The sequence below is a fragment of the Saccharopolyspora shandongensis genome (genome assembly GCF_900106995.1).
GTDB classification, from domain to species: domain Bacteria; phylum Actinomycetota; class Actinomycetes; order Mycobacteriales; family Pseudonocardiaceae; genus Saccharopolyspora; species Saccharopolyspora shandongensis.
The window spans coordinates 13,265-40,221 of the sequence record NZ_FNOK01000009.1; the positions used below are offsets into that span (position 1 = coordinate 13,265).

At 70.8% G+C, this 26,957-nt stretch carries 23 protein-coding genes; 7 read left to right on the forward strand and 16 right to left on the reverse strand.

Annotation, left to right across the window (positions count from 1 at the left end):
• From ehuD to ehuB, 3 genes are read right to left on the reverse strand one after another with little or no spacing between them, the layout of a single operon-like run.
• A complete protein-coding gene (gene ehuD / locus BLW84_RS11780; protein ID WP_093264903.1) occupies positions 1-657 on the reverse strand; it encodes an ectoine/hydroxyectoine ABC transporter permease subunit EhuD in 657 nt (218 codons plus the stop codon).
• Complete coding sequence (gene ehuC / locus BLW84_RS11785) at positions 654-1,358, reverse strand: ectoine/hydroxyectoine ABC transporter permease subunit EhuC (RefSeq protein ID WP_093264904.1); 705 nt, start codon at positions 1,356-1,358, stop codon at positions 654-656. The genes ehuD and ehuC overlap by 4 nt, the downstream gene beginning before the upstream one ends.
• An 18-nt stretch (positions 1,359-1,376) precedes the next feature.
• Positions 1,377-2,258 carry an ectoine/hydroxyectoine ABC transporter substrate-binding protein EhuB gene (ehuB, locus tag BLW84_RS11790; protein ID WP_093264906.1) on the reverse strand — a complete coding sequence of 294 codons (882 nt, stop codon included), beginning with the start codon at positions 2,256-2,258 and terminating at the stop codon, positions 1,377-1,379.
• A 358-nt stretch (positions 2,259-2,616) separates the two neighbouring features.
• Here ehuB and BLW84_RS11795 point away from each other — a divergent pair, with 358 nt between their 5' ends.
• Positions 2,617-3,345, forward strand: a complete 729-nt coding sequence (locus tag BLW84_RS11795) for a hypothetical protein (protein WP_093265202.1) — start codon at positions 2,617-2,619, stop codon at positions 3,343-3,345.
• Here the strand turns inward: BLW84_RS11795 and BLW84_RS11800 are convergent.
• Positions 3,335-4,426 (reverse strand): acetate/propionate family kinase, encoded by a 1,092-nt coding sequence (locus BLW84_RS11800; RefSeq protein WP_177226409.1) that lies wholly within the window; start codon positions 4,424-4,426, stop codon positions 3,335-3,337. The genes BLW84_RS11795 and BLW84_RS11800 overlap by 11 nt on opposite strands.
• On the reverse strand, positions 4,423-6,840 hold the full coding sequence (locus tag BLW84_RS11805; protein ID WP_093264907.1) for a phosphoketolase family protein: 2,418 nt from the start codon (positions 6,838-6,840) through the stop codon (positions 4,423-4,425). The genes BLW84_RS11800 and BLW84_RS11805 overlap by 4 nt, the downstream gene beginning before the upstream one ends.
• A 168-nt stretch (positions 6,841-7,008) precedes the next feature.
• Here BLW84_RS11805 and BLW84_RS11810 point away from each other — a divergent pair, with 168 nt between their 5' ends.
• On the forward strand, positions 7,009-9,306 hold the full coding sequence (locus BLW84_RS11810) for a M28 family peptidase (RefSeq protein ID WP_093265205.1): 2,298 nt from the start codon (positions 7,009-7,011) through the stop codon (positions 9,304-9,306).
• A 97-nt stretch (positions 9,307-9,403) separates the two neighbouring features.
• On the opposite strand, the gene BLW84_RS11815 is transcribed toward BLW84_RS11810, so the two are convergent.
• The 5 genes from BLW84_RS11815 to BLW84_RS11835 all read right to left on the reverse strand — a co-directional run bounded on the left by BLW84_RS11815 (position 9,404) and on the right by BLW84_RS11835 (position 14,674).
• Complete coding sequence (locus BLW84_RS11815; RefSeq protein ID WP_093264909.1) at positions 9,404-10,453, reverse strand: Gfo/Idh/MocA family protein; 1,050 nt, start codon at positions 10,451-10,453, stop codon at positions 9,404-9,406.
• A gap of 334 nt (positions 10,454-10,787) precedes the next feature.
• Positions 10,788-11,483: a response regulator gene (locus BLW84_RS11820; RefSeq protein ID WP_093264910.1), complete on the reverse strand. Its 696-nt coding sequence runs from the start codon at positions 11,481-11,483 to the stop codon at positions 10,788-10,790.
• 37 nt (positions 11,484-11,520) lie between these two features.
• Positions 11,521-12,747 carry a sensor histidine kinase gene (locus BLW84_RS11825; RefSeq protein WP_093264912.1) on the reverse strand — a complete coding sequence of 409 codons (1,227 nt, stop codon included), beginning with the start codon at positions 12,745-12,747 and terminating at the stop codon, positions 11,521-11,523.
• Positions 12,748-12,959: 212 nt separating this feature from the next.
• Positions 12,960-13,589, reverse strand: a complete 630-nt coding sequence (locus tag BLW84_RS11830) for an MBL fold metallo-hydrolase (RefSeq protein WP_093264913.1) — start codon at positions 13,587-13,589, stop codon at positions 12,960-12,962.
• Entirely contained in the window at positions 13,586-14,674 is a 1,089-nt protein-coding gene (locus BLW84_RS11835) for an S-(hydroxymethyl)mycothiol dehydrogenase (RefSeq protein ID WP_093265207.1), read from the reverse strand. The genes BLW84_RS11830 and BLW84_RS11835 overlap by 4 nt, the downstream gene beginning before the upstream one ends.
• Before the next feature lie 143 nt (positions 14,675-14,817).
• Between BLW84_RS11835 and BLW84_RS11840 the strand changes: the two genes are divergently transcribed.
• Complete coding sequence (locus tag BLW84_RS11840; RefSeq protein ID WP_093265208.1) at positions 14,818-15,624, forward strand: SAM-dependent methyltransferase; 807 nt, start codon at positions 14,818-14,820, stop codon at positions 15,622-15,624.
• Between the two features lie 110 nt (positions 15,625-15,734).
• On the opposite strand, the gene BLW84_RS11845 is transcribed toward BLW84_RS11840, so the two are convergent.
• A complete protein-coding gene (locus tag BLW84_RS11845; protein WP_218157292.1) occupies positions 15,735-16,904 on the reverse strand; it encodes an MFS transporter in 1,170 nt (389 codons plus the stop codon).
• Positions 16,905-17,043: 139 nt separating this feature from the next.
• Here BLW84_RS11845 and BLW84_RS11850 point away from each other — a divergent pair, with 139 nt between their 5' ends.
• A complete protein-coding gene (locus BLW84_RS11850) occupies positions 17,044-18,531 on the forward strand; it encodes an amidase (protein ID WP_245761088.1) in 1,488 nt (495 codons plus the stop codon).
• 432 nt (positions 18,532-18,963) lie between these two features.
• Here BLW84_RS11850 and BLW84_RS11855 read toward each other — a convergent pair whose 3' ends face one another.
• Complete coding sequence (locus BLW84_RS11855; protein WP_093264917.1) at positions 18,964-20,157, reverse strand: acyl-CoA dehydrogenase family protein; 1,194 nt, start codon at positions 20,155-20,157, stop codon at positions 18,964-18,966.
• Entirely contained in the window at positions 20,154-21,335 is a 1,182-nt protein-coding gene (locus BLW84_RS11860; RefSeq protein WP_093264919.1) for a CaiB/BaiF CoA transferase family protein, read from the reverse strand. Before BLW84_RS11860 ends, BLW84_RS11855 begins: the two co-directional genes overlap by 4 nt.
• A 144-nt stretch (positions 21,336-21,479) precedes the next feature.
• Here BLW84_RS11860 and BLW84_RS11865 point away from each other — a divergent pair, with 144 nt between their 5' ends.
• Positions 21,480-22,133, forward strand: a complete 654-nt coding sequence (locus BLW84_RS11865; RefSeq protein WP_093264921.1) for a GntR family transcriptional regulator — start codon at positions 21,480-21,482, stop codon at positions 22,131-22,133.
• Positions 22,134-22,145: 12 nt separating this feature from the next.
• On the opposite strand, the gene BLW84_RS11870 is transcribed toward BLW84_RS11865, so the two are convergent.
• Positions 22,146-22,706 (reverse strand): TetR/AcrR family transcriptional regulator, encoded by a 561-nt coding sequence (locus BLW84_RS11870; protein WP_093265211.1) that lies wholly within the window; start codon positions 22,704-22,706, stop codon positions 22,146-22,148.
• Positions 22,707-22,831: 125 nt separating this feature from the next.
• Here BLW84_RS11870 and BLW84_RS11875 point away from each other — a divergent pair, with 125 nt between their 5' ends.
• Positions 22,832-23,878, forward strand: coding sequence for an alcohol dehydrogenase family protein (locus BLW84_RS11875; protein WP_093264923.1), 1,047 nt, complete (start codon positions 22,832-22,834; stop codon positions 23,876-23,878).
• Complete coding sequence (locus BLW84_RS11880) at positions 23,875-24,711, forward strand: alpha/beta fold hydrolase (protein ID WP_177226410.1); 837 nt, start codon at positions 23,875-23,877, stop codon at positions 24,709-24,711. The genes BLW84_RS11875 and BLW84_RS11880 overlap by 4 nt, the downstream gene beginning before the upstream one ends.
• Before the next feature lie 63 nt (positions 24,712-24,774).
• On the opposite strand, the gene BLW84_RS11885 is transcribed toward BLW84_RS11880, so the two are convergent.
• Entirely contained in the window at positions 24,775-25,638 is an 864-nt protein-coding gene (locus BLW84_RS11885; protein ID WP_093265214.1) for a 3-hydroxybutyryl-CoA dehydrogenase, read from the reverse strand.
• Positions 25,639-25,918: 280 nt separating this feature from the next.
• Complete coding sequence (locus tag BLW84_RS11890) at positions 25,919-26,719, reverse strand: Fpg/Nei family DNA glycosylase (RefSeq protein ID WP_093264925.1); 801 nt, start codon at positions 26,717-26,719, stop codon at positions 25,919-25,921.
• Positions 26,720-26,957 lie beyond the last annotated feature (238 nt).

A 26,957-nucleotide genomic window follows, 5' to 3' on the forward strand; every position in this document is an offset into this window, starting at 1 on the left:
TCATCGCGGATGCGCAAGGCGCAGCTCCAATCGTTTGATCAGCTTCGCCGCCGGCAGGCTCACCGCCAGGAACAGCAGGCCCGCGATGGTCAGCGGCTCCAGGTAGCGGTAGCTGCCGGAACCGATCGACGTCGCGTGGCTGAGCAGCTCGAAAACCGTGATGGCGGACAGGATCGCCGAGTCCTTGAACATCTGCACCACGTAGTTGCCCAGCGCCGGTATCACGTCGCGCACCGCCTGCGGCAGCACCACGAACCGCCAGCGCTGCACGGCGGACAGGCTCAGCGCCGTGGACGCCTCCCACTGCCCGGCCGGCACGCTCTGGATCCCGGCCCGGTAGACCTCGGCGGTGTAGGCGCTGTAGTTGATGCCGATGACGATGATCCCGGTGACCAGCGGCGAGAACTGCACCCCGACGTTGGGCAGCACGTAGAAGGCGAAGTACGCCTGCACCAGCAGCGGCGTGCCCCGCACGAACAGGACGAAGAAGTCGAACAGCTTGCCCAGCAGCGGAACCCGCGAGTAGCGGACGACGGCCACCCCGAGGCCGAGCAGCAGCGCGATCGCCGTGCCGACGAGCGTGACCTGAACGGTCACCCACAGTCCGTCCAAAAGGGACGGAACGATGCTCGCGGCGAAGGCCCAGTCCCAGATCATGAGCCGACCACCCCGCCCGGCCGGAACAGGCGCTGCAGCAACGTGGGCCGCAGCTCCGGCCGTCCCGGATCCATCCGGCGTTCGAGCCGGCCCATCCCGACCGACAGTGCGTACGCCGCGACGAAGTACAGCACCAGGATGGTGCCGAACACCGCGGTGGTGGCGCCGGTGGTCGCGCGCACCATCTGCGCCCGGAAGGTCAGGTCCGCGACGGTCACCAGGGACACCAGCGAGGTGTTCTTGAGCAGGTCGACGAAGACGTTGCCGAACGGCGGGATCATCGCCGGGATCGCCTGCGGCAGGATCACGTACCGCATCCGCTGGTACGGCGTCAGGCTCAGCGCGATCGCGCCCTCGCGCTGCCCGCGCGGCAGCGCCGTGATGGCACCGCGCACGATCTCCGCGCCGTAGGCGCCCTCGTTGAGCCCGAGCGCCAGCACCGCCGCGGCGAACGGCACCAGCTGGACCCCGAAGAACGGCAGGGCGAAGAACAGCCAGAACAGCTGGACCAGCATCGACGTACCGCGGAAGATCTCGATGAACACCCCGGCCGGCCAGCTCAGCCAGCGCCGCCGCGACATGCGGCACAGGCCGGCCGCGAACGCGACCAGCACGGTGATCACCACGCCCACGGCGGTCAGCGCGAGCGTGATCAGCAACCCGTTGAGCAGCAGCGGCAAGAAGGGCAGGATCTGCGACATGCGCCCAGCGCTCCCGGGTCAGCCGGCGACGGCACAGAGCTGGTCGCGGGTGACACCCCGGGCCGCGTCCGCCGAAAAGCCCCACCGCGAGAGGATCTCGTCGAACTCGGGGCTGGCCTTCAACGCGCGCAGCTGTTCGTCGTAGGCGTTGACCAGGTCCTGGTCGGTCTTGCGGAAACCGGCGCCCGAGCCGGTCTGCTGCACGTCCTGGATCGCCGGGGTGATGTCGATGCCGTCGGCCTTCAGCGAGTTCAGCGACAGCGTCGGCAGGAAGAACGCGTCGGCGCGCCCGGCCAGCACCGCCTCGATCCCGCTGCGGCCGTCGGGAATGTTGACGATCTGGGCAGCCGGCACGTTCTGCGTCTTCAGCGCCCCGTCCTCGAAACCGCCCGGCAGCACGGCGACCTTCACCGCGGGGTCTGCCTTGACGGAGGCCACGCTGGTGAGGTTCTTCGGGTTGCCCGCGGGCACCGCGAACGACTCCGTCGACACGATTTCCGGCTCGGAGTAGAGGATCTGGCCGCACCTGGACTGCTTCATGAACAGCCCGGCGGCGATGATGTCCCACCGGTTCGCGTTGAGCCCGGGGATCATCGACTCGTACGGCGTGACGACGCCCTCGATGCTCGGGATGCCCATCCGCTTGAGCACGGCGGCGACCACGTCCGGCTCCGCGCCGGTGACCGTGCCGTCCGGCTTGATCTGCGTGTACGGCGGCTCGTTGGCGATGGCGATGCGGGCGGACCCCCGCGCCTTGATCTGGTCCAACGTGGACCCCGGCTGTCCGCCGCCGGGCTGGGTGAAGCTGCATCCGGTGAGGAGACCGGCCGCCGGCAGGGCCAGAGCCGCCGCCGCACCACCGCGGAACAACTGTCGTCGGGAGAATTCGGATCTGCGCATCGGCTCACGCCTCCCTCGCGAGCATCACCCAATCGAGTGATGCGTTGGGCAGAGACGCTAGGTCGCCCGATTCACCCTGTCAATGAACGGATTGTTGACAATGAGTAACCTCGGGATTCGGCCGCACGGCGGTACGAAAGCTCGCAAGATGCCGAACCGCCAGCGCAAACGCACCAAAGAACGCAAGCCGAGCCGGGCGCCGACCGGCCCGGCGCGGCGTTTCCGCTGCGCCGATCCGGCGAACTTCCCCTCACCGCCCGGAGTTGGACGGCCGTCCACAATGTCCTTGTTTCGCATGGCGAAACAGTCCGAAAGGTCCGGGTACCCTGTGATCGTCCCGGACGATCAGGAGCGCACCATGACCACCGAGCCCTGCTCCCCGGCCGTGCTGCTCGGACGGCTGCGGGAGTGCGACCGACTGCTCCCGAGGCCGGGCACGATCCGCTCCCCCACCCTGCCGACGGTGCCCTGGGCGGAGTTCTGCGACCCGGCCGGGCCGTGGCTGGCGCGCTGCGTCGAGGAATGGCAGGAACGCGGCGAATTCCGGCACCGCAGGGCGGGAATCGTGCTGGTGGCGTTCCGCTTCGGCTGGCTCGCCTGCTGCGCCACGGTGCCGGAGTACCACCTCGGGGCGCCGCTGCCCGCGCTGGACGATCTGCGCGTCGCGATCACGACCGAAGGCCGCCTCTCCGGACTCCGCCCGACCGGCGAACTCGACGAGAGCAGCCCTCAGCTGTGGTGGGATCAGCTCCGCCGTGCGTTCGAGCCGCTGGCCGAGGGGCTGCACGCGCTCGGCGGCCCGGCCCCGGAAAGCCCGGAATACTGGGGAAATCCGGTCGGCTCCATCGGCACGGTGCTCTGGCGGCTGCAGCGCTCCGGCCTCCCCGGCGACGCGATCGCCACGGCCCGCGAGCTCCGCGCGGCCACCGGTCGCGAGCGCCTGCTCGACATCGCCCCGGAACGCGACCCGTGGCCCCGGCGGACCACCTGCTGCCAGTGGTGGCGGAAGCCGGGCAGCGGCTACTGCGAGGAATGCGTCCTCTGGAACTCCCCCAACCGCAGGCCGAGCAGCGCGGTCACCAGGTGACCGTTGCCGCCGCGCGGGTTTCGCGGGCGATCTCCAGGTCCTCGCGGGCCTGCACCACCACCGTGCGCACCGCTGCGCCGGGCGCCGTGATGTCGGCGTCGTCCGACGCCGCCGCGTTCAGCTCCGGATCCGCCGCCGCGCCGGCGAATCCCAGCGCCTCGCAGACCGCCGCCCGCACCGGCGGCTGGTGCTCCCCGATGCCGCCGGTGAACACCAGCAGGTCCAGCCCGCCGAGCACCGCGACCATCGCCCCGGCGAACCGGACCAGGCTGTGCCGGTACACGTCGAAGGCCACCGCCGCGTCCGCGTCGCCGCGCTCGCGGGCCGCCAGCACGTCGCGCAGGTCGCCGGAGCCGCCGGCCAGGCCGGCCAACCCGGAACGCGTCGCCAGCACTTCGAACAACTCTTGTGGCGCAACGCTTTTCGTGGTCATCAGCCAGCCGAGCAGCCCCGGATCGACCGTGCCGCTGCGGGTGTTCATGACCAGCCCCTCTTCCGGGGTGAAGCCCATCGTCGTGTCCACGCACCGCCCGTCGCGCACCGCCGCCATCGAGGCCCCGGCGCCGAGGTGGCAGCACAGCACCCGCCCCTCCCGCGGCGGCAGTCCCGCCACCTCCGCGCCGCGAACCACGGCGTAGGAGTGCGACAGGCCGTGAAAACCGTAGCGGCGCAACGACCACTGCCGATTCCACTCCCGGGGCAGCGCATAAGTGGCCGCCGCCACCGGAAGTCCGGCGTGGAACGCGGTGTCCACGCACGCCACCGACGGCGTGCCCGGCGCGGCGGTCAGGGCGGCGCGCAGCCCGGCGATCGCGCGCGGCTGGTGCAGCGGGGCGAGCTCGGTCAGCGAATCCAGGTAGGCCAGCACCTCGTCGTCGACCACGGTCGCCGCGACGATCCGGGTGCCGCCGTGCACCACGCGGTGCCCGACGGCGTCCGCGCCGTGCTCGTCCAGGAACCGGCGGATCGGCTCCGCCCCGCCCTCCCAGCGTTCCAGGGTCTCCTCGGCGACCGCCTCGTCGCCGTCCAGCAGACCGAGCTTCAGGCTGCTGGAGCCCGCGTTCACGGTCAGCACCCTCATCGCGCCGACCAGGCCCAGTCCCGGATTTCCGGCATGTCCTCGCCGTGCGTCGACACGTAGTTGCGGTGCTCGATCAGCTTGGCCTGCAACGCTTCTCGCGCATAGGCCGCGCTCGGGCCCAGCCGCGGCACCCGGTCGATCACGTCGATGGCGAGGTTGAACCGGTCGATCTGGTTCAGCACGCACATGTCGAAGGGCGTGGTCGTGGTGCCCTCCTCCTTGTAGCCGCGGGCGTGGATGTTGTCGTGGTTGTGCCGGCGGTAGGTCAGCCGGTGGATCAGCCAGGGATAGCCGTGGAAGTTGAAGATCACCGGCCGGTCGCGGGTGAACAGGCTGTCGAAATCGGCGTCGGACAACCCGTGCGGGTGCTCGCGCTCGTCCTGCAGCCGCATCAGGTCCACCACGTTGATCACCCGGATGCGCAGGTCCGGGAAGTGCTGGCGGAGCAGGTCGACGGCGGCCAGCGTCTCCATCGTCGGAACGTCCCCGGCGCACGCCATCACCACGTCCGGCTCGCCGTCCTGGTCGCTGCTGGCCCAGTCCCAGATCCCGATCCCCCTGGTGCAGTGCACGATCGCCGCGTCCATGTCCAGGTACTGCGGCGCGGGCTGCTTGCCCGCGACCACCACGTTGATGTAGTTCCGGCTGCGCAGGCAGTGATCGGTCACCGACAGCAGCGTGTTCGCGTCCGGCGGCAGGTAGACCCGCACCACCTCGGCCTTCTTGTTCATCACGTGGTCGATGAAACCCGGGTCCTGGTGGGAGAAGCCGTTGTGGTCCTGCCGCCAGACGTGCGAGGTCAGCAGGTAGTTCAGCGATGCGATCGGCGCGCGCCAGGCGAGCCCGCGGGTGACCTTCAGCCACTTGGCGTGCTGGTTGACCATCGAGTCCACGATGTGCGCGAAGGCCTCGTAGCAGGAGAAGAACCCGTGCCTGCCGGTGAGCAGGTAGCCCTCCAGCCAGCCCTGGCAGGTGTGCTCGGAGAGGATCTCCATCACCCGGCCGTCGGGGGCCAGCGCGTCGTCGCCCGGTTCGGTCTCCGCCTCCCAGGCGCGCGACGTGGCGTCCAGGATCGCGTTGAGGCGGTTGGAGTTGTTCTCGTCGGGCGAGAAGACCCGGAAGTTGCGCTCGCCCTCGTTGAGGCGCATCACGTCGCGCAGGAAGCCGCCCAGCACCCGGGTGGCCTCGCCGGTGGTGGCGCCGGGCTCGTCGACCCGCACCGCGTAGTCGCGGAAGTCGGGCATCCGCAGCGCGCGCAACAGGATTCCGCCGTTGGCGTGCGGGTTGTCGCTCATCCGCCGGGTGCCCACCGGATTGTGGTCCCTGATCCGCTGCACCGGTGCTCCGCTCGCCTCGAACAGCGCGGCGGGTTCGTAGCTGCGCAGCCAGGATTCGAGCTGGCGCAGGTGGTCCTCGTCGTGGCGCGGGTCGCTGATCGGCACCTGGTGCGACCGCCAGGTGCCCTCCACCCGTTGTCCGTCCACAGTGGCTGGACCGGTCCAGCCCTTCGGGGTGCGCAGCACGATCATCGGCCAACGGGGCCGCTGCACCCGGCCGTCCCGGCGGACCCGGCGCTGGATCGCGGTGATCTCGTCCAGGCACCGGTCCAGCGTCGCGGCGAACAGGTGGTGCATCGGCTCCGGCACCGAGCCGGACACCAGGTACGGCTCGTAGCCGAAGCCGCGCAGCATGCTGAACAGCTCCTCGACCGGGATGCGCGCGGGCACCGTCGGATTGGCGATCTTGTAGCCGTTGAGGTGCAGGATCGGCAGCACCGCGCCGTCGGTCACCGGGTCCAGGAACTTGTTGGAGTGCCAGCCGGCGGCCAGCGGCCCGGTCTCGGCCTCGCCGTCACCGATCACGCACGCCACGATCAGGTCGGGGTTGTCGAAGGCGGCGCCGAAGGCGTGCGAGAGCGAGTACCCGAGCTCGCCGCCCTCGTGGATCGAGCCGGGCGTCTCCGGCGCGACGTGGCTGGGAATGCCGCCGGGGAAGGAGAACTGGGTGACCAGGCGGCGCAGGCCGTCGTAGTCCTGCGCGACGTCCGGGTAGATCTCGCTGTAGGTGCCCTCCAGCCACGCGGCCGCGACCAGGCCCGGCCCGCCGTGCCCCGGCCCGATCACGTACATCATGTCCAGGTCGCGGGCCCGGATCGCCCGGTTGAGGTGGGAGTAGACGAAGTTCAGGCCCGGCGTGGTGCCCCAGTGCCCGAGCAACCGCGGTTTGACGTGCTCGGGGCGCAGCGGCTCCCGCAGGAGGGGGTTGTCCATCAGGTAGATCTGCCCGACGGACAGGTAGTTCGCCGCCCGCCACCAGAGCTGCAGGCCGTCGAGTTCCGCGGCGTCCAGGTGTTCGGACACGGCGGGCGTGGTGGTCCAGGTGGCCCCGGTCGCGGTGCTGGTCTCGCTGCTCATCCCGGCTCCTCAAGCTCGACACCCGCCAACCAGCGTGGGCGGCACCGGCCGGTTCGCAACTCGACGGGCCAGGACCAGCACGAATCCGGGTGCCTGCGGAAAACCGCAGTCGACGAGTGCTGTGCACCGCATTCCCCGGCGCGCCGCGGCGCCATAGCTTTGCGCATCGTGACCGGAAAGTTGATCAACAAGCGTTTCCCGCCCGCGGCCGGGGTCGCGAGCGCGCTCGCCGTGTTGGTGGTGCTCGCGTTGTCCGTACTGGGCAATGCGAGCACCCAGCAGCCTGCCCCGGCCTCGGCACCTGCCGGCGAGTTCAGCGCCGAGCGCGCCGTTTCCGAGCTCGGCAGATTCGCCACCGAAGCCCGCCCGATGGGCAGCCCGGCGAGCGACCGGGCCAAGGAACACCTCGTCGAGCGGCTGCGCGCGGAAGGACTGCAGGTGCAGGTCCAGCACTCGGTGGGCGCGCGCTCGGCCACCGGGCTGGCGACGTTCGGCAGGGTGGACAACGTGGTGGCGACGCTGCCCGGCAGCGCATCCACGGGATCGGTCCTACTCGCCGCCCACTACGACTCGGCGGCCGTCGGCCCCGGGGCGTCGGACGACGGTTCCTCTGTCGCGGCGATGCTGGAGACCGTCCGGGCGCTGCGGGCCGGCGGGCCGCTGCGCAACGACCTCGTGCTGGTGATCACCGACGGCGAGGAGGACGGCTTGCTCGGCGCGAACGCGTTCGTCCGGGAGCACCCGCTCGCCCTTCGCGGCGGAGTGGTCCTCAACTGGGAAGCACGAGGCGTCGACGGCCCGTCGCTGATGTTCGAGACCTCGGAGGACAACGCGCGTCTGGTCGAAACGTTCACCACCGCGGTCGCGCACCCGCGAGGCGACTCCTCGATGGTCGCGATGTATCGGATGCTGCCGAACAACACCGATTTCACCGCCTTCACCCAGGCCGGTTTCACCGGCCTCAACTCGGCGTACATCGAGGGCTCGTCGCGCTACCACACCGCGGGCGACTCGATCGCGAACCTGGCGCCGGGCAGCCTCCAGCACCAGGGCGAGAACATGCTCGCCCTGGCCCGCGCCTTCGGCGGCGCCGATCTCGCTGGGCTGCGTTCGGACCACGACCTGATCTACTTCCGCGCGCTCGGCATGACGATCACCTACCCCGACACGCTGGTCTGGCCGCTAGCCGGGCTCGCCGCGTTGTTGCTGGCGGGCGCCGTGGCGCTGGCGCGGTACCGGCGGCTGGTCTCGCTGCCGAAGGTGCTGGTGAGCGCGCTGTCCGCGCTGCTCCCGATCGGCGCTTCGGTCGTGCTCGCGCAGGCGATGTGGTCGCTGATGGTGGCGATGCGCCCCGGCTACGACCTGATGGGCGGTCTGGTGCACCGCCCGCTGATCTTCCAGGTCGCCATCGTCGCGCTCACCGGATTCGCGCTGCTCTGCTGGTACCTGCCGCTGCGCAACCGGCTCGGCCAGGCGGCACTCGCGCTCGGCGGCCTGGCCTGGCCGACAGCCTTGGGCATCGCGTGCGCAGCGCTCGCGCCGGGGGCGTCGTTCGTGTTCACCGTTCCGGCGCTGGCGGGAGCTCTCGGCGCGCTCATCGCGATGATGTTCCCGAGGTGGGCTCTCGTTCCGGTCTCCGCCGGTGCCTTGGTGCCCGCGATGGTGCTGCCTGCCGTCACGCGCAACGTCTTCCACGGCGTGGGCTTGGCCCTCGGCGGTGCCGGTGCGCTGCTGGTCGTTCTGTTCGGACTGGTGCTGCTGCCGATCGGCGAGCTGGCCTTCCCCGACCGCGCACTACGCCGTCGAAGCGTCGCAGTCATCCTGCTGTCGGCATTCGCAGTCGCCTGCGCCTTGATGGGTGGCGGTCTTGCCGCGGACGGATTCGACGCGCAGCACCCCCGCCGCTCCCATCTCGCCTACGTGCTGGACGCGGACGCGAACACCGCGAGCTGGGTCAGCGCCGAGGACGAGCCGACCGACTGGACCAAACAGTTCGTCGGCACCCGCGACACCGACCGGCTCCCGGCCGGATACGCGCGCGGCGACCTGTGGACCGGCCCGGCGCAACCACTCGGCGTCGACGGGCCGCGCGTGACCGGATCCCGCGCCGGAGACACCGTGACCCTGCACGTGTCCTCCGGCCGCGGTGCGGCGGACCTGGTGCTGCGCGTGGACCGGCCGATCACCGACGTCACGGCTCGTGCCCCCGGCAGCGCCCCTGTGTCGGTCCAGGTGTCCGGGACTCGCGCCGGAACGTGGCCCGGTGAGATCCGCTTCCGCGACCTGCCACCGGAAGGCGCGGACATCACCTTCCGCGCTCGCGGGAACGAGGTCCAGGTGACGGCGATCGACGAAACCCACGGCCTCGCCACGGCCCCCGGCTTCCGCCCGAGGCCACCGGACGTCGAGGCGGGCACCCGCGAAGACGGCGACCGCATCGCGGTCACCCGCACCTACCGATTCTGACCAAAGTGGACGATCATTTCGCCTGGTGACCACCCGTGCGTACTTTGTGCTGCCATGGCGGCACAAAGTACGCACGGGCCCTGAGCGGCGAAAACCGTTACAGCAGGCGGTCGACGGTGATCTCGGCGGCGGAGCGGCTGGCCGCCGCGATGATGTCCAGCGCGGCCACCGCGTCGGCCGGGTCCACCGGCGGCGGCGCGCCGTCGCGCAGCGCCGCGACGACTCCGTCGTAGAACGCCGGGTAATCGCCCGCTTCGCTGGGCACTCGACGGACCTCGTCGCCGACGCCGAGAACGCCCCACATCTGCTCGGGTTCCCGGCCCCAGGTGTCGTCGACGGGCAGCCGGCCGGCGCGCAGCTCGGCTTCCTGCGGGTCCAGGCCGTACTTGGTGAAGGTGGCGGCGTCTCCGAGCACCCGGAAGCGCGGGCCCTGCTGCGCCGCGACCTTGCTCATCCACAGGTGCGAGCGCACTCCGTTGGCGTGGGTCAGCGCGAGGAACGAATCGTCGTCCGCCCGCACGCCGTCGCGCCGGCAGTCGATCTCGGCGTAGACCGCCGCGACCGGGCCGAACAGCTGGAGGGCCTGATCGATCAGGTGGCTGCCCAGGTCGTAGAGGACGCCCGCGACGTCCTCCGCCCCGCCGGAGTCGCGCCAGGTCGGCTTCGGCGTCGGCGACCACCGCTCGAACCGCGACTCGAAGCGGTGCACCCGGCCCAGCTCGCCGTCGTCGAGCAACCTGCGCACGGTGCGCATGTCGTTGTCCCAGCGGCGGTTCTGGAAGACCGTCAGCAGCTGCCCCTTCGCCGCGGCGTGCTCGATCAGCTGCCGCCCCTCGACCGAGGTCGGCGTGAACGGCTTGTCCACCACCACGGGCAGCCCGGCGTCCAGCGCTGCGGTGGCCAGCTCGACGTGGGTGCGGTTGGGGCTGGCGATCACCACAAGGTCCGGCTCGCGCGCCAGCAGCGCGTCCATGTCGTCGACCACCGCCGCGTCGGCGTGCTCGGCGCGCACTTGCTGCTGCCGCTGCGGGTTGGCGGTGACGACCGCGTCCAGCCGCAGCGACGGGTGGGCGGCGATCAGCGGCGCGTGGAAGATCGCGCCGCCGACGCCATATCCGACAAGTCCGACTCGCAGTGCAGAACCCATGGTCCCATTAGACCGCCGCCGGGCCCACTCCCGCCCCGGCGGGGCCGCAATTTCAATGAGCCTTTTCATCCTGGTCGGCCCGCAGCCGCGGGTCGCAAAGCTGCACGTCGATGGGGCGCCGCATACGCCGCAGAACCCACCTACGACACCTGCACCGCCGCGGGTTCACGGTGCCCACCCCTTCGGGGTTCCCTCGGCGAGGACAGCCCTGACGCCATGTATTTGGACATACATAAGTCAGGGCACCCACAGACCAGGGAGCCTCTGAGGTTCCGCCACCCGCACCGCTACGCAAATCGTGACCGCAGTTTCAATTGAAACTGTGGCACCGGGGTCAGGCCGAGGCCTGGCGCGGGCGCACCTCGGCCTGGCCGGGGCAGACCAGGCCGGTCTCGTAGGCCGTGATCACCAGCTGGGTGCGCGAGCTGAGGTGCAGCTTCTGCATCACGTGGTAGAGGTGCGACTTGACCGTCAGCTCCGCTAAACCGAGGTTGCGGGCGATCTCGGCGTTCGACCCGCCGCGCGCGACCTCCAGCAGCACGTCCAACTCCCGCTCCGTCAGCACGCTCAGCTCGCTGCGTGCGTCGCGGACGCCCAGCGCCGCGAAGCGCTGCAGGAGCCGCTTGGTGACCCGCGGCGACAGCAGCGCGTCTCCGGCCGCGACCGTGTGCACGGCCTTGACCAACTCCTCAGGCGTGGCGTCCTTGAGCAGGAAACCGCTGGCGCCGGCGCGCAGCGCGGCGTAGACGTACTCGTCGAGATCGTGCACCGTGAGCATGATCACCGAGGTCTCACCGCCGGTCTCCGCGATGATGTCGGCGGCCGCCGCGATGCCGTCCTTGCCGGGCATCCGCACGTCCATGAGCACCACGTCGGGCCGTCGGCGGCGCACCGCCGCCAGCGCCGCATCGCCGTCGGCGGCCTCGGCCAGGACCCGCAGGCCCGGCTCGTTGGACAACAGGGCAACCAGTCCCGCGCGGATCATCGCTTGGTCATCGGCTACCAGGACAGTCGTGTCCGCAGTTTCCACGCCGGGCCTCCTCGGTCCGGACGGCCTGAATTCCGACTCAGGCCAGGTCCGAATTTTCCGGGCACGGTAGCACGGCTTGAAGGTGAAATCCGTTCAAAACCGGATGTGCGGTCAAGGTTCCGCCCAGCAGCGCAACGCGTTCCCGCAGGCCGATCAGCCCATGTCCCGACTGTTGGGAGACGGGCCTGCCATCCACCGCGTCGAGCCCGCTGATGCGGTTGGTCACCTCGATCCGCAGCGCATCGGGCCCGTAGTCCAGCAACACCCGCGCCCGGCCGGCCCCGGCGTGCTTGAGCACGTTCGTCATCGCTTCCTGCACGATCCGGTACGCGGTCATCTCCACGCCGGAGCCGAGCTCGCGGACCTTGCCCCGCCGGTCCAGCGTCCACACCACGTTCCCGCCGCGCACCGACTCGACCAGCGCGTCCACCCCGTCCAGGCTGGGCGTCGGCTGCCAGTCGATCGGGTCCTGACCGGCCGGGTTGCGATCGCGCAGCACGTTGAGCAGGTTGCGCATCTCGCCCAGCGCGCCGCGCGAGGTCTGTTCGAGCTCCTGCAGGGTCTGCCGAGCGTGCTCCGGATCGCGGTCGATCAGCGCGCGAGCGACGCCCGCGCGCAGCGCGACCACGGATAGGTTGTGCGACACGATGTCGTGGAACTCGCGGGCGATGCGGGCCCGTTCGACGACCGCGGCGTCGGCGGCGAGCTGATCGCGAGCCTCGTCCAGCAGCGCCATGGTCTGCTCCAGCTGCGCCGCCCGCCGGCGGCCGATCCGCACCGCCCGGGCCCAGCCGACCACCATCACGAGGTTGACCACCGCGCCGGAGATCCGCAGCAACCCCTCCACCGGCGTCAGCTCGTAGACGACGAGCTCGCTGACCGGGTAGACCATCGCGATCGTCGCGGCGCCCACCTCGCCGAGCACCGCGTTGCGCACGCAGACGGAGTAGACCGCGACCAGGATCACCAGGTTCAGCCCGCCGATGTTGAGCTGCAGCAAGGTAAGCCCGACGGCGACCGCCAGCAGCGCGAACAGGACCAACCACGGCGCCCGCCGGCGAAGCAGCAGCAGGCTGGTGGCGGGCACGCTCACCAGCAGCGGCCACCACCAGTCCATCCACGGTGGATGGTCGCCGATGGTCAGGTCGAAACCGTGCAGCACCGAGAGCACCAGCACGAAGGAGAGATCGCCGAGCGCGGCGCGATGCGCGGCGGCCCAGGCCAGCACGCCGGTCCGCGGCTCGACGACCGCAGCGCGGCCCATTGCGTGATCGACCAATCGAACCTGCCTCAAGACCGTTCCGGAAGCCGTCGGCGCGGCGGCGCAGATCGGCTCGTGAGCGGGAATTCCGGTTCGCACCGGAACGACCCACTCACGAGAACCAAGATCGTGTACCACCGTGCCGACGAGCTTCATCCGGCGAAAGTCGTAGCGGCGAACCTACTGGTTCGCCGCCACCGACATGCCTGGAACGATCAGTACCCGCGCGCGACCCACTCGTCGAACTGCGGCCGGATCGCGCCGATCGTGCTGCTCTCCCCGTGCCCGGTCCGGACCTCGGTGTCCTCGGGCAGCGGCAGCAGCCGGTCCCGGATCGACGCCACGACGACGTCGAAGTCCGAATAGGACCGTCCGGTCGCGCCGGGCCCGCCGGCGAACAGCGTGTCGCCGGTGAACACCACGCCGAGCTCCGGCGAGTACAGGCAGACCGCGCCCGGCGCGTGGCCGGGCGTGTGCAGCACCCGCAGGCTCGCGCCGCCGACCTCGATCACCTGGCCGTCGGCGAGCTCCCGGTCGGGCTCCCGGTCCGGGTGCACCAGATTCCACAGCACCATGTCGTCGGGGTGCAGGAAGATCGGCGCGCCGACCGCGTCGGCCAGCTCCGGAGCCCTGCGCACGTGATCGTCGTGGGCGTGTGTGCACACCACGCCGAGCACGTGGCGGTCGCCGACGAGCCGGCGGATCGCCGCGACGTCGTGCGGCGCGTCGATGATCACGCACTCGCTGTCGTCGCCGACCACCCACGCGTTGTTCTCGACGTCGAAGGTCTGGCCGTCCAGCGAGAAAGTGCCCGACGTGGTCGTGTGGTCGATGCGCGGCGTCATCCGAAGGTCACCACCGAACGCAGCACCTCGCCGCGGTGCATCTTCTCGAACGCCTGCTCCACCTGGTCCAGCGCGATCTCCTCGCTGACGAACTTCTCCAGCGGCAGCCGGCCCTGCAGGTAGAGCTCGATCAGCATCGGGAAGTCGCGTTCCGGCAGGCAGTCGCCGTACCAGCTGGACTTCACCGCGCCGCCGCGACCGAACACGTCGAGCAGCGGCAGCTCCAGCTTCATCTCCGGCGTCGGCACGCCGACCAGCACGACGGTGCCGGCCAGGTCGCGCGCGTAGAAGGCCTGCTCGAAGGTCTCCGGGCGGCCGACCGCATCGATCACCAGGTCGGCGCCGAATCCACCGGTGAGCTCCCGGATCGCTTCGACGGCGTCGGTCTCGGCGGCGTTGACGGTGTGCGTGGCGCCGAACTGCCGCGCCCACTCCAGCTTCTTCGGATCCCGGTCCACCGCGATGATCCGCCGCGCCCCGACCATGCTCGCCCCTGCGATCGCGCCGTCGCCGACGCCACCGCAGCCCAGCACCGCGACGGTGTCCCCGGGCCCGGCGCCGCCGGTGTTGATCGCGGCCCCGATCCCGGCCATCACGCCGCAGCCCAGCAGCCCGGCCACCGCCGGGCGCGCCGCGGGATCGACCTTGGTGCACTGCCCGGCGTGCACCAGCGTCTTCTCCGCGAAGGCCCCGATGCCCAGCGCCGGCGACAGCGGCGTGCCGTCGGTCAGCGTCATCGGCTGCGCGGCGTTGTGCGTCGCGAAGCAGTACTGCGGCCGGCCCCGCTTGCAGGCCCGGCACACCCCGCACACCGCGCGCCAGTTGAGGATCACGAAGTCGCCGGGCTGCACGTCGCGCACGCCCTCGCCGACCGCCTCGACGATGCCCGCGGCCTCGTGCCCGAGGAGGAACGGGTACTCATCGCTGATACCGCCCTCGCGGTAGTGCAGGTCCGTGTGGCACACCCCGCACGCCTGCACCCGCACCACGGCCTCGCCGGGTCCCGGATCCGGAACGCGGATGGTCACCACCTCGACCGGTGCGCCTTTCCCGGTCGCCACCACCGCGCGGACGTCGTCGGCCACGAGCACCTCCAGCAAATCGTCGTTTCGGCCACCATCGTCGTACGCGCGCGCGACCGTCAGCAAGAGCAACACCGGATCGACCGCGAACACCCTGTGTCACTGATTGACTACTGTACGATTCCAGTGAGCGGGGGAGGATGATCATGACCGACATGCGCATTCCGCCGGTCCGGGAAATGGACATCACCCGGCCCTGCGCAGCCCGGATCTACGACGCCTTCCTCGGCGGCAGCCACAACCTCGGCTGCGAGCGGGCCTTCATGGAAGACCTGGAGCGGGAGCTGCCGCACATCGGCGAGTCGTACCGCGAGAACCGGGCGTTCGTCTGGCGCTCCGTGGAGTACCTGCTCGCGCACGGCGTGCGCCAGTTCGTCGACCTCGGCTCGGGCATTCCCACCATCGGCCACGTGCACGAGGTGGCACGGCGCCGGACCCGCGACTTCCGGGTGCTGTACGTGGACAACGAACCGCTCACCGTCGCGCACAGCAAGCCGCTGCTGACCGGCGAGCCACGCGCCGAGATCATCCGGGCGGACTGCCGGAACCCGTGGGCGGTCCTGGATTCCCCGGAAGCCGCCGAACTGCTCGACCTGGACCGGCCGGTGGCGCTGCTGATGACGGCGGTGCTGCACTTCGTCCCCGACTCCGACGACCCGGTCGCGCTGGTCGAGGCCTACCGCGACGCGCTGGTCCCCGGCAGCCACCTGGTGATCTCACACCTGACCGGCAGCCACGACGCGGACGAGATGCGCGTCCTCACGGCCCGCTACGAGGAGACGGCGGACCCGCTGCACCCGCGCGAAGTGGAGTGGATCGAGAAGCAGTTCGGCGACTTCGAGGTCGTCCCGCCGGGAACGACGTACCTCTCGGACTGGCGCCCGGAACCCGGCCGGACCGCGGCGAAGCGCCCCTACCGCCTGCTCTACGGCGGAGTCGCCCGGAAGCACTGACGAACTCCGGAACGCCCGGAGGGGTTTCCAATTTTGCCTAAAATCGGAACGCCCCCACGCGACGTCACCGACAGACAAGCTCCCAATTTTGCCTAAAATCGGGAATTGGCTCAGCGGCGGACGAACAGCAGCAGGACGCCCGCGAGGATTGCGGCGATTCCCGCCGCCAGCCACGCCCCCGCCAAGCCCGCCTGCTCCGCCAGGACGCCGAAGAGCAGCGGCCCGAGGCTGCCGCCGAGGTAGATGCCGGTCTGGGTGAACGAGGTGGCGCTGGCGACCCGGTTCGGGGCGATCTTGGCGACCGCGAAGTTCAGCAGACCCGGCCAGGCCCAGCCCGCGCCGAAGCCGATGGACACACCGATCAGGAACGCCACCGGCGAGTTCACCGCCATCAACCCGAAGCCGATCGAGCCGATCAGCAGCATCGCGGTGATCATCCGCACCAGGTTCAGGTTCTTGCGGTCCGCGATGACCCCCGCGCACAACCGGACCGTCAGCCCGGTCGCCGATCCCAGCGACAGCACCAATCCCGCCGCGGACGGGCTGAACCCGACCTCGACGGCGGTGGTGGTGACGAACGCGCCGAGCGCGTTGGCCGCCGCCGAACCGAGGCCACCGGAGATCGCCAGCAACAGCAGCGCACCGCGGCCCGCGTCGCGCCCGCCGGAATCGGCACTGCGCGCGACGGACCGCTCGGCATCGGGCAACCGCGGCACCGCTACCGCGGCGACCAGGCCGACCGCGCCGGCGATCACGAACACCCAGCGCCAGCCGACCGTCAGCGCCACGGCGGGCACCGCGACCCCGGCCAGCAGCGTCGCGGCCGGGATGGAGGACTGCTTGACGCCGAAGCCCATGCCCCGGCGATTGGCCGGGATGCCTTGCGCGATGAGCAGGTTAGAGGCCGGTTGGGCCAGCGAGTTCGGCAGTCCGGCCACCCACAGCAGGCCCAGCAGCCAGGGCACGCCGGGCGCCATGGCCAGCCCGAACAGGCAGATCGAGCTGCCGAGCGCGCCCAACCGCATGCCCTTCCGGGCACCGATCCGCTCGACGACCCACCCCATCGTCCGGGACGACAGCGACGCGACGCCGAAGAAGCCGGCCGCGCCCACACCCAGCAGCGCAGCGCCGAATCCGAGGTCCTGCTGCAGCTGCACGCCCATGCCGCCGACTAGGAACACCGGGAACACCCCGACCGTCACGACCGCGGCGACGGACGACAGCACCCGCGGGATCCCGATGGTCCGCGGAGCCTGCTCGGCGACGGCCACTGCGGGCATGCGTCCTCCTCGCGGCACGGTGCGGTGCGGTGGTCTTACCAGCGTGCGAAGCGGGCCGATTTTTAGCAACGCTAACGTGACGCACGCCTCCCCGACCGCCCGGTTGACGTCGGCCCCGCCGAGGCGCAAAGGTCAACACGTGGGTCGACAACAGGAAGACAGCGTGGTCATGGCGCCCGGTTCCCGGCTTCCCGCGCCGGAGGTACCCGACCTGGTGCTGCTGGATGCCGTGGAGCTGTCCTGGCTGATCCGCCGCCGGGAGATCACCTGCGTCGAGGTGATGGAGACCTACCTCCGGCACATCGACCGGCTCAACCCGGCGGTGAACGCGATCGTGTCCCGCGCCGACGAGGCCGGACTCATCGAGCAGGCGCGCCAGCGCGACGAGGAGCTCGACCGCGGCGACCCCACCGGCTGGATGCACGGCTTCCCCATCGCGGTGAAGGACCTCTCCCACGCGAACGGGTTCCCCACCACGATGGGCTCGCCGATCTTCGCCGACCAGGTCGCGACGACCGACGACCTGCACGTGCGGCGGATGCGGGAGGCCGGCGCGATCGTCGTCGGCAAGACCAACGTCCCCGAGTTCGGCCTGGGCTCGCACACCTTCAACCCGGTGTTCGACACCACGCTCAACGCCTACGACACCACGCGCAGCGCGGGCGGCAGCAGCGGCGGCGCCGGTGCCGCGCTGGCCCTGCGCATGCTGCCGGTCGCCGACGGCAGCGACTTCATGGGATCGCTGCGCAACCCCGCGGCGTGGGGGAACCTCGTGTCGCTGCGCCCCGGCTTCGGCCGCATCCCGAGCGAGGGGTTCCTGAGCGAGCCCGCCGTGGTCGGCCCGATGGGCCGCACGGTGCGGGACATCGCGATGCTGCTGTCCACGATGGCCGGCCCGGACGAGCGCGCGCCCCTGAGCATCGAGCAGGATCCGGAGCTGTTCACCGGGAACCTGGAACACGACTTCGGCGGGGCCCGGATCGGCTGGATCGGCGACTTCGACGGCTACCTGGCCACCGAGCCGGGGCTGCTCGACCTGTGCACGGCGTCCTTCGGCGCGTTCGCCGAGATCGGTTGCGAGGTGGAGCCGGTGTCGCGCCGGCTGCCGGTCGAGCAGGCATGGGAGACCTTCCTGCTGTGGCGGGCCTGGACGGTCGGGCGCAAGAACGCCGAGCTGCACGCCGACCCGGCCACCCGGGAGCTGCTCAAGCCGGAGCTGATCTTCGAGATCGAGGGCTACCGGCGGCTGACGGTCGACGACATCGCGCGCGCCCTGACCGGCCGCGACGAGTGGTACGCCGCGGTAGCCGGGCTGTTCGAGGATTACGACTTCCTGCTCGCGCCGAGCGCGCAGGTGTTCCCGTTCGACGCCGGGCAGCGCTGGCCGCAGCAGATCGGCGACCGGTCGATGGACACCTACCACCGCTGGATGGAGACGGTCGCGCCGTGGACGCTGTCCGGGCTGCCGATCGTCAACCTGCCGGTCGGCTTCAGCGAATCCGGGCTGCCGATGGGGATCCAGCTGATCGGCCGGAACCACGCGGAGTGGCCGCTCCTGCAACTGGCGCACGCCTACGAGCAGGCCACCGACTGGACCCACCGCGTCCTGCCGCCCATGCTCCGCTGACCCCACCCGGGCCCGGACCGCAGTTTCAATGGAAACTGCGGCCCTCCGGCGTGTCGCCCGACGACACGCCGGAGGGTGTGGACAACCCATCGCAGTTTCAATTGAAACTGTCCGCCAGTTTCAATCGAGCGTTTTTCATCCTGGTGAGCCCGCAGTCGCGGGTCGCAAAGCTGCACGTCGATGGGGTGTCGCATGCGCCGCAGGCGCATAACCCACCTACGACACCTGCACCGCCGCGGGTTCACGGCGCCCACCCCTTCGGGGTTCCCTCGGCGAGGACGGCCCCGACGCCGTGTATCGGACATACATAAGGAAGGGCACCCACAGACCAGGGAGCCTCTGAGGTTCCGCCACCCGCACCGCCACGCAAATCGAGGTTGGAAAAACCTCATCGAAACCGTCCGGCAGTTTCAATTGAAACTGCCGGGCAGATCAGCCGCGGAAGGCCGCGAGGCCGGTCAGGGCCTGGCCGATGGTCAGGGCGTGCATCTCGCTGGTGCCCTCGTAGGTCAGCACCGACTCCAGGTTCGTCATGTGCCGGATCACCGGGTACTCCAGCGAAATCCCGTTGGCGCCCAGGATGGTCCGGGCCGTGCGGGCCACCTCCAGCGCACCGCGGACGTTGTCGAGCTTGCCGAAGCTCACCTGCTGCGGGATCAGCTCGCCGGCGTCCTTGCGCTTGCCGAGGTGCAGCGCCAGCAACCGTCCATTTTGGACGCGCACCGCCATGTCGGCGAGCTTCGCCTGGGTGAGCTGGAAACCGCCGATCGGCCGGCCGAACTGCTCGCGGGTGGTCGCGTAGTCCAGCGCCACCTCCAGGCAGCTGCGCCCGGCGCCGACGGCGCCCCACACGATGCCGTAGCGCGCCTCGTTCAGGCAGGACAGCGGCCCGCGCAGCCCGGTGACCTCCGGCAGCACCGCGTCGGCGGGCAGCCGGACGTCGTCGAGCACCAGCTCGCTGGTCACCGACGCCCGCAGCGAGAGCTTGTGCTTGATCTCCGGCGCCGAGAAGCCCGGCGTGCCGGTCGGCACGACGAAGCCGCGCACGCCCTCATCGGTCTGCGCCCACACCACGGCGACCGAGGCGACCGTGCCGTTGGTGATCCACATCTTGCGGCCGTTGAGCACCCAGTCGGAGCCGTCGCGGCGCGCGGCGGTGCGCATCGAGGCCGGGTCGGAGCCGTGGTCGGGCTCGGTCAGGCCGAAGCAGCCGATCGCCTCGCCCGCGGCCATCTGCGGCAGCCAGTGCTGCTTCTGCTCCTCCGAGCCCCACCGCCAGATCGCGAACATCGCGAGCGAGCCCTGCACCGAAACCAGCGAGCGCAGGCCGGAATCGCAGGCCTCCAGCTCCTCGCAGGCGATGCCGTAGTCCACTGCGGACAGTCCGGCGCAGCCGTAGCCCTCCAGGTGCATGCCGAGCACGCCGAGCTTGCCCAGTTCCCGGGCCAGTTCCCGGACCTGCGGGAGTTCGCCGCGCTCGAACCACTCCGCGACGTGCGGCTGCACGTGGTCCCGGCACAGCGCGCGCACGCTGTCGCGCATCGCGAGCTGCTCCGGGGTGAATTCGGCGTCGATCCCCAGCGGATCGCGCGGGTCGAACGCGGGACGTTTTCCACCGGCACTCATTGCGGGCTCCTCCTCGAGACGAGCGGGGAAAGCTGTTGTTCGGAATCCTCCAGCCAGGCGAGGACTTCCTCGGTGTGTTCGCCGAGCAGCGGCGGCGCCGCCACCTCGGCGGTGCCGTGGCCGGAGAAGTCGATGGGCGTGCGCACCTGCATCGCCGCGCCGCCACCGGGATCGACCATCGGCCGCAGTCCCAGCGATTCGGCGTAGTGCACGGCCCGCGACAGGTCGTTGACCTGGCCGCACGCGATGCCCACGCCCTGCAGGCGCCGCTGCCAGTCCGCGGCGGTCCGCGCGCCGAGCACGTTCTCCAGCTGCTTGGCCAGTTCCTCGCGGTTGGCCACCCGCTGCGCGTTGGTCGCGAACCTCGGGTCGTCGGGCAGCGAGACCAGGCCCAGCGCGTCGCAGAGCTTGCGGAACTGCCCGTCGTTGCCGACCGCGACGGCCAGGAAGGCGTCCTCGCAGCGCAGCGCCTCGTACGGCGCGATGCTCGGGTGCCGGTTGCCCATCCGCTGCGGCGCGACCCCGGTGGTCAGCAGGTTGCTCATCTGGTTCGCCAGCGACGCCAGCAGGCTGGACAGCAGGTTCACCTCGACGTGCTGGCCGCGGCCGGTCAGCTCGCGATGCCGTAGCGCCGCCATGATGCCCAGCGCCGCGTCCTTGCCGGTGAGCACGTCCACCAGCGCCACGCCGACCTTCATCGGCGCGCCGTCGGCCTCGCCGGTGATGCTCATCAGGCCGCCGAGCGCCTGCACCACGAAGTCGTAGCCGGGCAGGTGCGCGCCTTCCTTGCTGCCGAACCCGGAGATCGAGGCGTAGACCAGCCGCGGGTTGATGCCGAGCGCGCTCTCGTGGTCCAGGCCGTAGCGGGCCAGCGAGCCCGACTTGAAGTTCTCCACCACGACGTCGGCGCGGCGGATGAGCCGGCGCGCGGCCTCCTGCCCGACCGGGTCGGCGAGGTCGAGGGTGATGCTTCGCTTGCTGCGGTTGGCCGACTCGAAGTAGGCGGAGCTGCGTTCGGTCCAGGGCGGGCCCCACGAACGCGTGTCGTCGCCACCGCCGGGCCGTTCCACCTTGATCACCGTCGCGCCGAGGTCGGCCAGCAGCATGGTCGCGTACGGCCCGGCCAGCACCCGGCTGAAGTCCGCGACGACCACGCCCTGCAGCGGTAGCGTCTCCATGCACCCACCCTTCCGCCAGGCAGACCAGTGCGATTCGGGCGCGGTGGCCCGAACAGCGGCTTGCCTCGCCGTAATATTGGATCCAATATACAGTGGATCGAGCGGCGGTCAAGACGCCGGAGAACCGCGAAAACCGGAGAGCCGATGCAACGACCACCCACCACCCAGGAGTTCGTCCTCGGCGAGCTCCGCAATGCCATCGTGTCCGGGGAGCTGGCGCCGGGCCAGCCGATCCGGCAGGACACCATCGCCCAGCGCCTCGGCGTGAGCCGGGTTCCGCTGCGCGAGGCGCTGAAGACGCTGGAGGCCGAGGGCCAGGTGATCTACCAGCCGCACCGGGGGTATTCGGTGGCGGAGCTGTCGCTGAGCGACCTGCTGGAGGTCTACCGGATGCGCGAGCTGCTCGAATCGGAGGCCGCGGCGGTGGCCACCGAGCGGCTCACCGACGCCGACCTGGCGCGCATCACCGACGCCCAGGGCGACGTCGAGAAGGCCGCCGACAGCGGCGACCTGGTCGCGATGATCGCGGCGAACCGGCGGTTCCACTTCGCGCTGCTGGAGCCCGCCGGGATGCCCCGCCTGCTGCGCGTCGTGCGCACGCTCTGGGACGCCACCGACGCCTACCGCGCGGTGTACTACAACTCCAACTCCAACCGCGAGCGCGTCCGCCACGAGCACGATTCGATCGTGGCGGCGGTCGCGGATCGACGAGCCGACGACCTCGTGCGCCTGCTCGACGAGCACCGCAGGCACGCGGTCGACGCGCTGCGCGCCACCATCGCGTCCGAAGTGGACTGATCGAGCCGGAACTCAGGCCCCGAGCAGGATCTCCGCGGTCCGGCGCGCCTGGCGGACCGCGCCGTCGAAGCCCGCCGAGGCCGCGACCGTCGCGCCCTCGTAGAGCAGCAGCGCGCTGTCGGCGAAGTCTGCCGGATCGGCCAGCCCGGCCGCCGCGGCGAGCTTCTCGAAGTACTCGCGCATCCACCGCTTCTGGCCGATGATCACGGCACGGGCCGGGCTCTCCGGATCGGGGATCTCCGCCAGGGCGTTGACGAATCCGCAGCCCCGGAAGTCCGCGCCGCCCATCCACGCGTCGAGCGCGTCGAAGACCGCCAGCAGCTCGTCCTCCGGCGTGGCCGCGTGCTCGGCGACCCACTGCTGGAGCCAGGCGCGCCACCGCTGGTCCCGCTCGACGAGGTACGCCGTGACGAGCCGGTCCTTCGAGCCGAAGCACGCGTACAGGGTCTTCTTCGTGACGCCCGCTTCGGCGGCGATCGCCTCGACGCCGACGGCGTGGATGCCCTGCCGGTAGAACAGCTCGGCCGCCACGTCGAGCACCCGCCGCCCGGCCGGCGTCAGCTTCTCCAACAACTCCACGCCTCGACTATACCGACCGGTGTGTTGACACAACGCGGCCGAGCATGCCTACTCTGGTAACCACACCGGTCGGTATACCTGCCCCGACCGGCGCCAAGAACCAGGACGGAGTGTTTCCCATGCGGGCAGTGCTGCTCACCGGTTTCGGCGGACCGGAGAAGCTGGCGTACCGGGAAGACGTGCCCGAGCCGCAGGCCGGGCCCGGCGAGGTGCGCATCCGGGTCGCCGCGACGGCGATCAACAACACCGACATCTGGACCCGCGAAGGCGCGTACGGCTCCCCCGACGACCCGGGGGCGAGCGCGGGCTGGCGGCGTGAGCCGCTGGAATTCCCGCGCATCCAGGGCGCCGACGTGGTCGGCCGCATCGACCAGACCGGCGCGGGCGTGCCCGGATCGCGGCTGGGCGAGCGGGTGATCGTCGACCCGATGCTCTACACCGGCGGCGAACGAGAACTGGTCGACACCGCGTACCTGGGCAGCGAGCGCGACGGCGGATTCGCCGAATTCACCACCGTGCCCGCCCAGAACGCCCACCGGATCGACAGCGACCTCGGCGATGCGGAGCTGGCGACGTTCCCCACCGCGTACGCGACGGCGATGCGGATGCTGAACCGGGCGGCCGTCGGCGCCGGTGAGACCGTGGTGGTCACCGGCGCCTCCGGCGGGGTCGGCTCGGCGCTGATCCAGCTCGCGACGCTGCGCGGAGCGCGCGTCGTGGCGATCACCAGCGACTCGAAGCGGGAGCGCGCGCTGCGTCTCGGAGCGCAAGCGACGGTGGACCGGCGTGCGGCCGACCTGGACGCGGCGGTGCGGGCCGCGGCCGGCCCGGCCGACGTGGTCGCCGACGTCGTGGCCGGGCCCAGCTTCCCCGCGCTGCTGCGGATGCTCGGGCCACTGGGCCGCTACGTCGTGGCCGGCGGGATCGCCGGCCCGCTGGTGGAGACGGACCTGCGCACGGTCTACCTCCGCCAGCTGCAGCTGATCGGCTCGTCGTTCGGCACCCACGACGACTTCGCCCAGCTCCTGCAGCACATCGCCCGCGGCGAGCTGACGCCGCTGCTGGCCGGAACGTACCCGCTGCACGAACTGCCCGAAGCGCAGAAGGCCTTCGCCGCCAAGGACTTCTTCGGCAAGCTCGTGATCACCCTGGACGGCGCGGCATGATCCTGGACCGCAACCTGATCGTCGACGGAGTCCGGCTGGCCTACCGGCGAACCGCCGGGAGCACCGGCGAAACGCTCGTGTTCCTGCACGGAACGCCGTCGCACTCCCACATCTGGCGCGACGTGATCCCACCAGTCGAAGCCGCGGGGCACGGCGTGCTGGCCTACGACCTGCTGGGCTACGGCGCCTCCGAGCGCCCGCCGAACCGCGACACCTCGGTCGAGGCGCAGGCCGATCTGCTCGGAGAAGTCCTGGCGCAGCAGGAAATCCGGCGCTGCTCGCTGATCGCCCACGACATCGGCGGCGCGGTGGCCCAGCTCTTCGCCACCCGCCACCCGGACCGCGTCGAACGCCTCGTGCTGATCGACTCGGTCAGCTACGACTCGTGGCCGTCGAGCACCTGGCGGGAGATCATCCGCGACCACCTCGCCGACCACGCCGCCATGCCCCAGGCGGAGTTCGAGGCGATGCTGACCCGCCAACTGGCGATGACGGTGGCCGACCCGGCCCAGATGACCGGCGAAACCCTGGAGGCCTACCTCGCTGCGCACCGGACGCCGATGGGCCGGGCGTCGTTCTTCGAGCACCAGGTCCGCCACTACGACTCGACGCCGACGCAACGGGTGGCTCCGCTGCTGAAAACCCTTGCGGCGCCGACGAAGATCGTGTGGGGAGCGGAAGACCGCTGGCAACCGCTCGCCTTCGCGCAACGCCTGGCCGAGGACATCCCGGGCGCGGTGCTGTCGATCATCCCCGACGCGGGCCACTTCCCCATGGAGGACGACCCGACCCGGATCACCGAGGCGATCCTGACCTTCCTCAACGACGCCTGAGCGCAGCTCGTGAGTGCGAACCCCGGCAAGAACCGGTTTTCGCACTCACGAGCGCGCGAGCGGTCAGCTGCCGTAGGTGTAGAAGCCCTTGCCGGTCTTCTTGCCCTTGAGACCGGCGTCGAGCATCCGCTGCAGCAGCGGCGGGGCCGCGTAGGTGGGCTCGGCGTACTCCGCGTACAGCGAGTCCGCGATCGCCTTCAGGGTGTCCAGGCCGACCAGGTCGGACAGGCGCAGCGGGCCCATCGGGTGGGCGCAGCCCAGCACCATGCCCTTGTCGATGTCCTCGGCGGTGGCGAAGCCGCCCTCCAGCATCCGGATCGCCGACAGCAGGTACGGCACCAGCAGCGCGTTGACGATGAACCCGGACCGGTCCTTGGCCCGGATGGTCTCCTTGCCCAGCTGGTCACCGGCGAACGCCGTGGCCCGCGCCACCGTGTCCTCGGCGGTCAGCAGCGACGGCACGAGCTCGACGAGGTTGAGCACCGGCACCGGGTTGAAGAAGTGCACGCCGATGACCCGCTCCGGGCGCTTGGTGGCGCCGGCGAGCTTGGCGATCGGGATGGACGACGTGTTCGACGCCAGGATCGCCTCCGGGTCGGACACCACCTTGTCCAGCTCGGCGAACAGCTTGAGCTTCAGCCCCTCGTCCTCGGCGATCGCCTCGATGACCATGTCCCGGTCATCGAGGTCGGTGACCGTGGTGGTGAAGTGCAGCCGGGACTGCGCCTCGTCGCGTTCGGCCTCGGTGAGCTTGCCCTTCTCCACGCCGCGGTTGAGCGACTTCCACAGCCTGGCCCGGCCGACGCGGGCGGCCTCGGTGCTGACCTCGCACACGATCACGTCGATGCCTGCCCGGGCACTGACCTCGGCGATGCCGCCGCCCATCTGCCCGCCACCGACGACTCCCAGGCGTTCGATCTTCGTCACCACACCGATCCTTCCGCTTCCGGCTGCGCTGCCGCTGCAGGGCCCTCGTCGGGCAGATCATGCCAAAAACAGCGATTACCGACCGGTGAACAGTGCGCTAGGCCACGTCGATCACACCGGCGCGCGGAAGGGTGGGCCGTACGGAGCCGGGCCGGATCCCCCTCGGGCCCGGCTCCGCGCGGTCGGACCCCCCGATCCGACCCTGACCCCCTGAAGTTCTTTCAGGTTACAACACGCTCTGCGCATGAATGCATGCACTCCGGGCATGGGTGCTAAGCGGTCACCCCGGCTGGCACACCGGGCAGAAGAGGGTGCTGCGGCCGCCGATCCTCAAGCGCCGCAACGCCGACGAGCACCGCGGACACCTGCGGTCCGGTTCCTCGCGGTGCCCGGTCAGCCACGACGCGCCGTCCGGAATCCGGCCCGCCCGAACCGCCACCCGCAGCATCTCGCGCATCTCGCGGTGCAACCGGCCGAGATCGCCGTCGCTGAGCTCCGCAGTGGAGCGGTTCGGGTTGATCCGGGCCCGCCAGAGGATTTCGTCGGCGCAGATGTTGCCGAGCCCGGCGAGCACCGACTGATCCATCAGCGCCGGCTTGAGGCGACGCCGGGTGCGGGTGAGCCGCGAGTCGAACTCGGCGGCGTCGATGCGCTGCGCGTCCGGGCCGAGGTCGGCCAGCAGACCGTCCACTTCGGCCTGCTCCCGCGCGAGGTGGATGCCGGTCAGCTTCCGCATGTCCCGGTAGCGGAGTTCGCCGGCGGCGAAGTCGAACACGACCCGGTCGTGCGCGTGCAGTTCCTCGTCGTGGGCGCACCACTGGAGATTCCCGGTCATCCCGAAGTGCACCAGCAAGGTCGGCGGCGCCGCCGAGGCGTTCGCGGCGGCCGCCGTCGGGATCAGCAACCACTTGCCGTGCCGCCGCGGCTCGGCGAAGAACCTGCGCCGCAGCGCGCGCTCGAACGCGTCTGCGCCGATACCGCGCAACACCTGCGCGTCGTGCACGCGCACCTCGCGCACCTGCTTGCCGGTCGCCTGCTCCGCGACCCGGCGAAATCCCGCCACGTCGGGCAATTCGGGCATGCCTCCCGGCTACCCGTCGGCGCGGTGCCCTAGCGGCCGTTCCGGAAAGGATCCGGACGAGCTCCTCCGAAGGCACCCGGCACCGGTGGCGGTTTCGCGCGAAACCGCCGTTCCGCCCCACGCCGAATGCCGGTTTCGCGCGAAACCGGCGGCCCGGACGGCCACGCCTCGCACGTGCCGCGTCCCGTTCCGGAACGACCCTTAGCGGGCTCCGCTCGGCTTGGAGAGAATCCGGGCC